Genomic DNA, 6,000 nt, shown 5'->3' on the forward strand with positions numbered 1-6,000 from the left:
GGTGACGTGCTCGTACATACCGACGAGGTGTACGAGCACGCCGCCCGCACCCGACGAGGAGAACGCCCGACCATGCCCGGCCCCAGCGGCGCCGTGACCCGCAGCACCCTGCGGCGCCAGATCGCCGACGCGCTCCGCGACGAGGTGCTGGCCGGACGGCTGCGGCCCGGGCAGGAGTTCACCGTCAAGGAGATCGCCGAGCAGTACGGGGTGTCCGCGACGCCCGTGCGGGAGGCCCTGGTCGACCTGTCCGCGCAGGGGCTCCTCGACACCGACCACCACCGCGGTTTCCGCGTGCACGAGTACTCCGTCACCGACTTCCGCGGCATCGTCGAGGCCCGCAGCCTCGTCACCGACGGGATGTTCGTCGCCCTCGCCGCGGACACCCGGGCGCTGCGGATCCCCGAGGGCCAGCGGCTCGTCGCCGCCCTCTCGGGGGTGCGCCGGCGCGGCGAGGAGGCCCAGCGCGCCGCCGTGGCCGGCGACCTCACCGTCCTCATCGGCTACGACCTGCGCTACTGGCGGGAGCTGGCCGTCCTGTTCGGCAACCCGTACCTCTCCGGCTTCCTGCACCGGCTGCGCGTGCAGAGCTGGGTGTGCACGGTGCAGCATCTGAGCCGGCTCAGCGATCTGCGGGGCGCCCTGTGGTCCGGGCACACCGAACTGGTCGACGCCCTCGCCCACCGCGACGTCCCGGCCGCCCGCGCGCTCGTCGACGCCTACAACGCCCATTCCCTCGCGCTCATCGAGCGGCTCACGGCGGAGTGAGCGACACACGAGCGACACGTGAGCGACGCGGCGGCGGTCGCGTACGGCGGATGACCAACGCCCGACGTGTCGTGGCCCGCTCCCAGGTGGGTATGGGACCTGCACGCACCGCGCACCGACTACGCTTCCTTGACCACCGTGCTGTGTGAGGAGCCCTCTTTTGGCCTGTGACCTGTGGCTGGTACCCCTCGTCGACATCCTGTGCCACACACCGGACAATCCGTTCGCCGAGGAACTCGCGCAATACGACAAGGTGCTGGCCGAGGCCGGGCTGCCACCGGTGCCGGTGTACCCGTACATGCCGGGCCTGTCCGGCGAGGTCGCCCCGGTCGCCGGCTTCGACTACGACGCGCTGCACTTCCTGCGCCGCGCGTACCTGCTCCAGGTGTGCGGGCTGCCGGTGACGCCGGTGGACGAACTCGGCGGTGACTACGAGCAGTTGCTGGAGATGTTCGAGTCGACGGCCCAGCAGTCGCACCTGGTCTGGCACTACGACCACGCGGGCGCCTACGTCCCGGTCGACTTCCCGCATCCGCTGTCCAGTGACGAACTCCTGGAGAACGGCGGCCCCTTGGGCTCCTCGCACACCTTGTTGCGCGAACTGGAGGCCGTCGCCCCGGCTCTCGGTATCGACCCGGCCAACCCGCCGGCACCGCCGCAGGCGCCGCTCGCGCCGACGGAGCTGGAGGAGCCGGCCGTGGCGGCGCCGTACGACCCCAGCCCCTTCGCCCGTGAGCGCCATGTGTGGCTGGGCCTGCACGCTGCGGCCACGCGGAGCCTGGCGCAGGGGTCGATGATCGTCTTCAGCTGACCGGCTCCGACTGGTCAGCCGAGCTGCGAGAGCCCCTTCCGCAGGTCCTCCGCGTTCATGATCGGGACCATCTCGACCTCGGCGTTCAGCTCCCGGAAGAACGGTTCACCGGTGGGCGGCAGGTCCGAGCTGTCCTGCATGTCGAAGACCATGATGGCCGTACGCCGTCCGCCGAGGGGACCGAAGTAGGCGGCCTCCGGCTTGAGGTGGTCCATCGTCCGGCTGATCAGCTCGGGCAGCTTCCCGTTGCCGATGGCCTCGTTCGACTTCTCCGTGTCCAGGGTCGCCTTGAGCAGCACGCGCATCGCACTCACCTTCTCCTGCCGACGCGCCGTGTACACCTTCAGCCTATGCCGGGGCAGGACGTGGTGCCCCTCCTGCGGGAACGGGGCGGGGCCGGCGGATGGGCCGCACCGCACCGTGGGCTGCCGCCCGGCCGATGGGCCGGACGGCAGCCGGGAGAACCCGGTGGGCCTACAGGAACGAGTTGATCTCGATCGTCTCGTCCCGGCCCGGGCCCACGCCGATCGCGGAGATCGGGGCGCCGGACATCTCCTCGAGCGCCTTGACGTACGCCTGCGCGTTCTTCGGCAGCTCGGCGAAGGTCTTCGCCTTGCTGATGTCCTCGCTCCAGCCCGGCAGCATCTCGTAGACCGGCTTCGCGTGGTGGAAGTCGGACTGCGAGTACGGCAGCTCCTCGACGCGCTTGCCGTCGATCTCGTAGGCCACGCAGACCGGGATCTGCTCCCAGCCGGTGAGGACGTCGAGCTTGGTCAGGAAGAAGTCGGTCAGGCCGTTCACGCGGGTGGCGTAGCGGGCGATGACCGCGTCGAACCAGCCGCAGCGGCGGTCACGGCCGGTGGTGACGCCCCGCTCGCCGCCGATGCGGCGCAGCGCCTCGCCGTCCTCGTCGAACAGCTCGGTCGGGAAGGGACCGGCGCCGACGCGGGTCGTGTACGCCTTGAGGATGCCGATGACCCGGCTGATCTTCGTCGGGCCCACGCCGGCACCGGTGCAGGCACCGCCCGCGGTCGGGTTCGACGAGGTCACGAAGGGGTACGTGCCGTGGTCGATGTCGAGCAGCGTGCCCTGGCCGCCCTCGAAGAGGACCACCTTGTCCTGCTCGAGGGCCTGGTTGAGGACCAGGACCGTGTCGGCGACGTACGGCGCCAGCTTGTCCGCGTAGCCCAGCAGCTCCTCGACGACCTGGTCCACGGCGATCGCGCGCCGGTTGTAGAGCTTGGTGAGGATCTGGTTCTTGACGTCGAGGGCCGCTTCGACCTTCTGGGTGAGGATCGACTCGTCGTAGAGGTCCTGGACGCGGATACCGACGCGGTTGATCTTGTCGGCGTAGGTCGGGCCGATGCCGCGGCCGGTGGTGCCGATCTTGCGCTTGCCGAGGAAGCGTTCCGTCACCTTGTCGACGGTCACGTTGTACGGCGTGATGATGTGCGCGTTACCGCTGATCAGGAGCTTGGACGTGTCGACGCCTCGCTCGTTCAGCCCGCTCAGCTCGGAGAACAGGACCGACGGGTCGACGACGACGCCGTTACCGATGACCGGCGTGCAGCCGGGAGACAGGATTCCGGAAGGGAGCAGGTGGAGGGCGTACTTCTGGTCACCCACGACTACCGTGTGGCCGGCGTTGTTGCCGCCCTGGTAGCGCACCACATAGTCGACGGAACCACCGAGCAGGTCCGTCGCCTTTCCCTTGCCTTCGTCACCCCACTGAGCACCGAGCAGCACAAGTGCGGGCACGCGCGTACACCCCTTCCGGGCGGGGCATGTCCATGGTCGAGGGCGTACGCGGAGGGGATCCACCGCGTGCACCGCGACCGTCGTTGGCCGCCAACCGTCGGACCGGATGCCCCGGAATAGACGAAGCCCCTGGCGCAATAGCGCAAGGGGCTCTTGCACAAAGATGCTACCCGAGGAAGCGAGGCATGGCCGAGGTGGCGACTTCCGCGAGATCATCCGCGACGCCCGATCAGCTTCTGGTGGTCGTCGATCCGGTCGCCCGGCGGGCGGACGGCGAGTCCGTCCGGATCGCGAAAGACGTGCTCGGCGCGGGTGCGGCGCACACGAAGGTGTGCCTGCCGGAGGACCCCGAGGAGTTCGCGCGGGTCCTGCGGCGGCGGGGCTCGCGGCGCCCCGTCGTGATCGGCGACGACCGTGCGCTGCTGCGGGCCGTGGCCCTGCTGCACCGGCAGCGGGAGCTGGCCGGATGTGCACTGTCGGTGGTGCCGGTGGGACCGGTGCTGGGCCTCGCCCGGTCGCTCGGGCTGCCGACGGGCGCGGTGGCGGCGGCGCGGGCGGTGCTGGACGGGGCGGTACGGCGCCTCGACCTGCTCGTCGACGACAGCGACGGGGTGGTGCTGGGCGAGGTGGGCATTCCGCCGGCGACGGTGCGCGAGCACGCCGACGCGGAGGCGGGCGCCGGGGGCGGCGCACATGCGGCGGCCCGGCCCTGGCTGCGGACCTGCCAGTCCCTGGTCCGGACGCTGACCCCGGCGCGCCCGGCCAGGATCACCGCGGTCCCCGGCGCGGCCGGTCCGGCCCGGCTGCGGGTGGAGGTCGACGGGGTGACGCTCGTGGACCTGGACCAGCCGGTCGACGCGGTGTCGGTCCTGCCGGGCTCCGGAGGGCTGGCCAAAGTGAAGGTGCGTCCGGTCTCACTCGACGCGGAGGCACCGCCGCTGACGGCGCGGGGGCGGACGGTCACCGTCTCGGGGGCGCACTACCGGTACCGGGCGGACGCGGTGGTGTCGGGGCCGGTGCGCACGCGGACGTGGGTGGCGCGGGAGGGGGCGTGGGGGCTGACGCTGCCGACGGGGTGAGGCCGCCGGAGCCGCCGGAGCCACCGGAGCCGCCGGGATGAGGCCGCCGGGGTGAGGCCGCCGGAGCCGCCGGAGCTGCCGGGTGAGGCCGCCGGAGCCGCCGGAGCTGCCGGGTGAGGCCGCCGGAGCTGCCGGGGTGAGGCCGCTGGGGCCTCCTCAGTCCCGCCCGAACCGTTCCTCCCGGTGGGCGCGCCAGCGTTCCATCATCGCCGCGATCTCCCCGTCGACGAACTCGAAGAAGGCGAGCGTCTCGGACATGCGCCGGCCCGCGGGGGTGTCGGCGCCGAGGCTGGTGACGCCCTCGCGCAGGGCGCTCTCCCACCGCTTGAGGACGGCCTCGCGATTGGTGAGCGCCTCGTACCACTGGTTGCTGTGCACCCGGTAGCGCTCGCGGCGTGAGCCGGGCTCGCGTTCGCGCGAGACCATGTGCTGCTGCGCGAGGTAGCGCACGGCGCCGGAGACGGCGGCCGGGCTGACCCTGAGCCGGTCCCCGAGTTCGGCGGAGGTCAGCGAACCCGAGTCGGAGGCCAGCAGCGCGGCGAAGACCCGGGCGGGCATGCGCTGCATCCCGGCCTCGACGAGCTGGGCCGCGAAGCCCTCCACGAACTTCGACACCGCCTCGGGGTCGCGCCCCGGCTCCGCAGCTTCCCCTGCTTCCTTCGTCATCCGTCGATCATCTCTCACCCCGCGCCGCTCACCGTCCTGACGGTTTCTTAACTTCACAAGTTTATGAAAGTAGCGTACTTTCCGAACCATGACGAAGGCAATCAGTGTCTCCGGACTCCACAAGTCGTTCGGACGCACGCACGCGCTGGACGGCCTCGACCTGGAGGTCGAGGCCGGCGAGGTCCACGGCTTCCTCGGCCCCAACGGAGCCGGCAAGTCCACCACCATCCGCGTCCTGCTCGGCCTGCTGCGCGCCGACTCCGGAGCCGCGCAGGTGCTCGGCCGCGACCCGTGGACGGACGCGGTGGAGGCGCACCGCCGCATCGCGTACGTCCCCGGCGACGTCACCCTGTGGCGCAACCTCTCCGGCGGCGAGGTCATCGACCTCTACGGCCGGCTGCGCGGCGGGCTCGACCGGGGGCGCCGGGCCGAGCTGATCGAGCGGTTCGAGCTGGACCCGACCAAGAAGGGCCGCACCTACTCCAAGGGCAACCGGCAGAAGGTCGCCCTCGTCGCCGCGTTCGCGTCCGACGTCGATCTGCTCATCCTCGACGAGCCGACCTCCGGACTCGACCCGCTGATGGAGGAGGTCTTCCAGCGCTGTGTCGAGGAGGAACGCGAGCGTGGGCGGACCGTGCTGCTCTCCTCTCACATCCTCAGCGAGGTGGAGGAACTGTGCGACCGCGTCAGCATCATCCGCAAGGGGCGGACCGTGGAGAGCGGCTCGCTCGCCGAGCTGCGCCATCTGACCCGGACCAGCGTGAGCGCCGAACTCGCCGGCCCGCCGAACGGGCTGTCCGGCCTGCCCGGCGTGCACGACCTCGACGTCCGGGGAAACCGGGTCCGGCTCCAGGTCGACACCGACAAGCTGGACGCCGTGCTCCGGTCGCTGAGCGAAGCGGGCGTGCGGTCGCTGAC

General features: G+C 71.4%; 7 protein-coding genes. 4 read left to right on the forward strand and 3 right to left on the reverse strand.

The features are described from left to right. The first annotated feature begins 72 nt into the window (after nucleotides 1-72). Together AB0E77_RS30965 and AB0E77_RS30970 are read left to right on the forward strand one after the other, a co-directional pair. Nucleotides 73-768, forward strand: a complete 696-nt coding sequence (locus tag AB0E77_RS30965; protein WP_361577299.1) for a GntR family transcriptional regulator — start codon at nucleotides 73-75, stop codon at nucleotides 766-768. A gap of 160 nt (nucleotides 769-928) precedes the next feature. Beyond that, on the forward strand, nucleotides 929-1,579 hold the full coding sequence (locus tag AB0E77_RS30970; RefSeq protein ID WP_361577276.1) for a hypothetical protein: 651 nt from the start codon (nucleotides 929-931) through the stop codon (nucleotides 1,577-1,579). Nucleotides 1,580-1,593: 14 nt separating this feature from the next. On the opposite strand, the gene AB0E77_RS30975 is transcribed toward AB0E77_RS30970, so the two are convergent. Together AB0E77_RS30975 and AB0E77_RS30980 are read right to left on the reverse strand one after the other, a co-directional pair. Continuing rightward, nucleotides 1,594-1,884, reverse strand: a complete 291-nt coding sequence (locus tag AB0E77_RS30975; RefSeq protein WP_361577279.1) for a hypothetical protein — start codon at nucleotides 1,882-1,884, stop codon at nucleotides 1,594-1,596. Nucleotides 1,885-2,053: 169 nt separating this feature from the next. Then, complete coding sequence (locus tag AB0E77_RS30980) at nucleotides 2,054-3,337, reverse strand: adenylosuccinate synthase (protein WP_361577282.1); 1,284 nt, start codon at nucleotides 3,335-3,337, stop codon at nucleotides 2,054-2,056. Between the two features lie 185 nt (nucleotides 3,338-3,522). On the opposite strand from AB0E77_RS30980, the gene AB0E77_RS30985 reads away from it, so the two are divergent. Then, entirely contained in the window at nucleotides 3,523-4,416 is an 894-nt protein-coding gene (locus tag AB0E77_RS30985) for a diacylglycerol kinase (RefSeq protein WP_361577285.1), read from the forward strand. A 156-nt stretch (nucleotides 4,417-4,572) separates the two neighbouring features. Here the strand turns inward: AB0E77_RS30985 and AB0E77_RS30990 are convergent, their stop codons facing one another. Then, the gene (locus AB0E77_RS30990) at nucleotides 4,573-5,082 is read right to left on the reverse strand and encodes a MarR family transcriptional regulator (protein ID WP_361577288.1); all 510 of its coding nucleotides are present in this window, start codon (nucleotides 5,080-5,082) and stop codon (nucleotides 4,573-4,575) included. Between the two features lie 88 nt (nucleotides 5,083-5,170). Here AB0E77_RS30990 and AB0E77_RS30995 point away from each other — a divergent pair. After that, nucleotides 5,171-6,000, forward strand: an 830-nt coding sequence (locus AB0E77_RS30995; protein ID WP_361577291.1) for an ABC transporter ATP-binding protein, incomplete at its 3' end; no start/stop codon positions are given.

Origin of the sequence: Streptomyces sp. NPDC032940, assembly GCF_040636935.1 — a bacterium.
Taxonomy (GTDB): domain Bacteria; phylum Actinomycetota; class Actinomycetes; order Streptomycetales; family Streptomycetaceae; genus Streptomyces.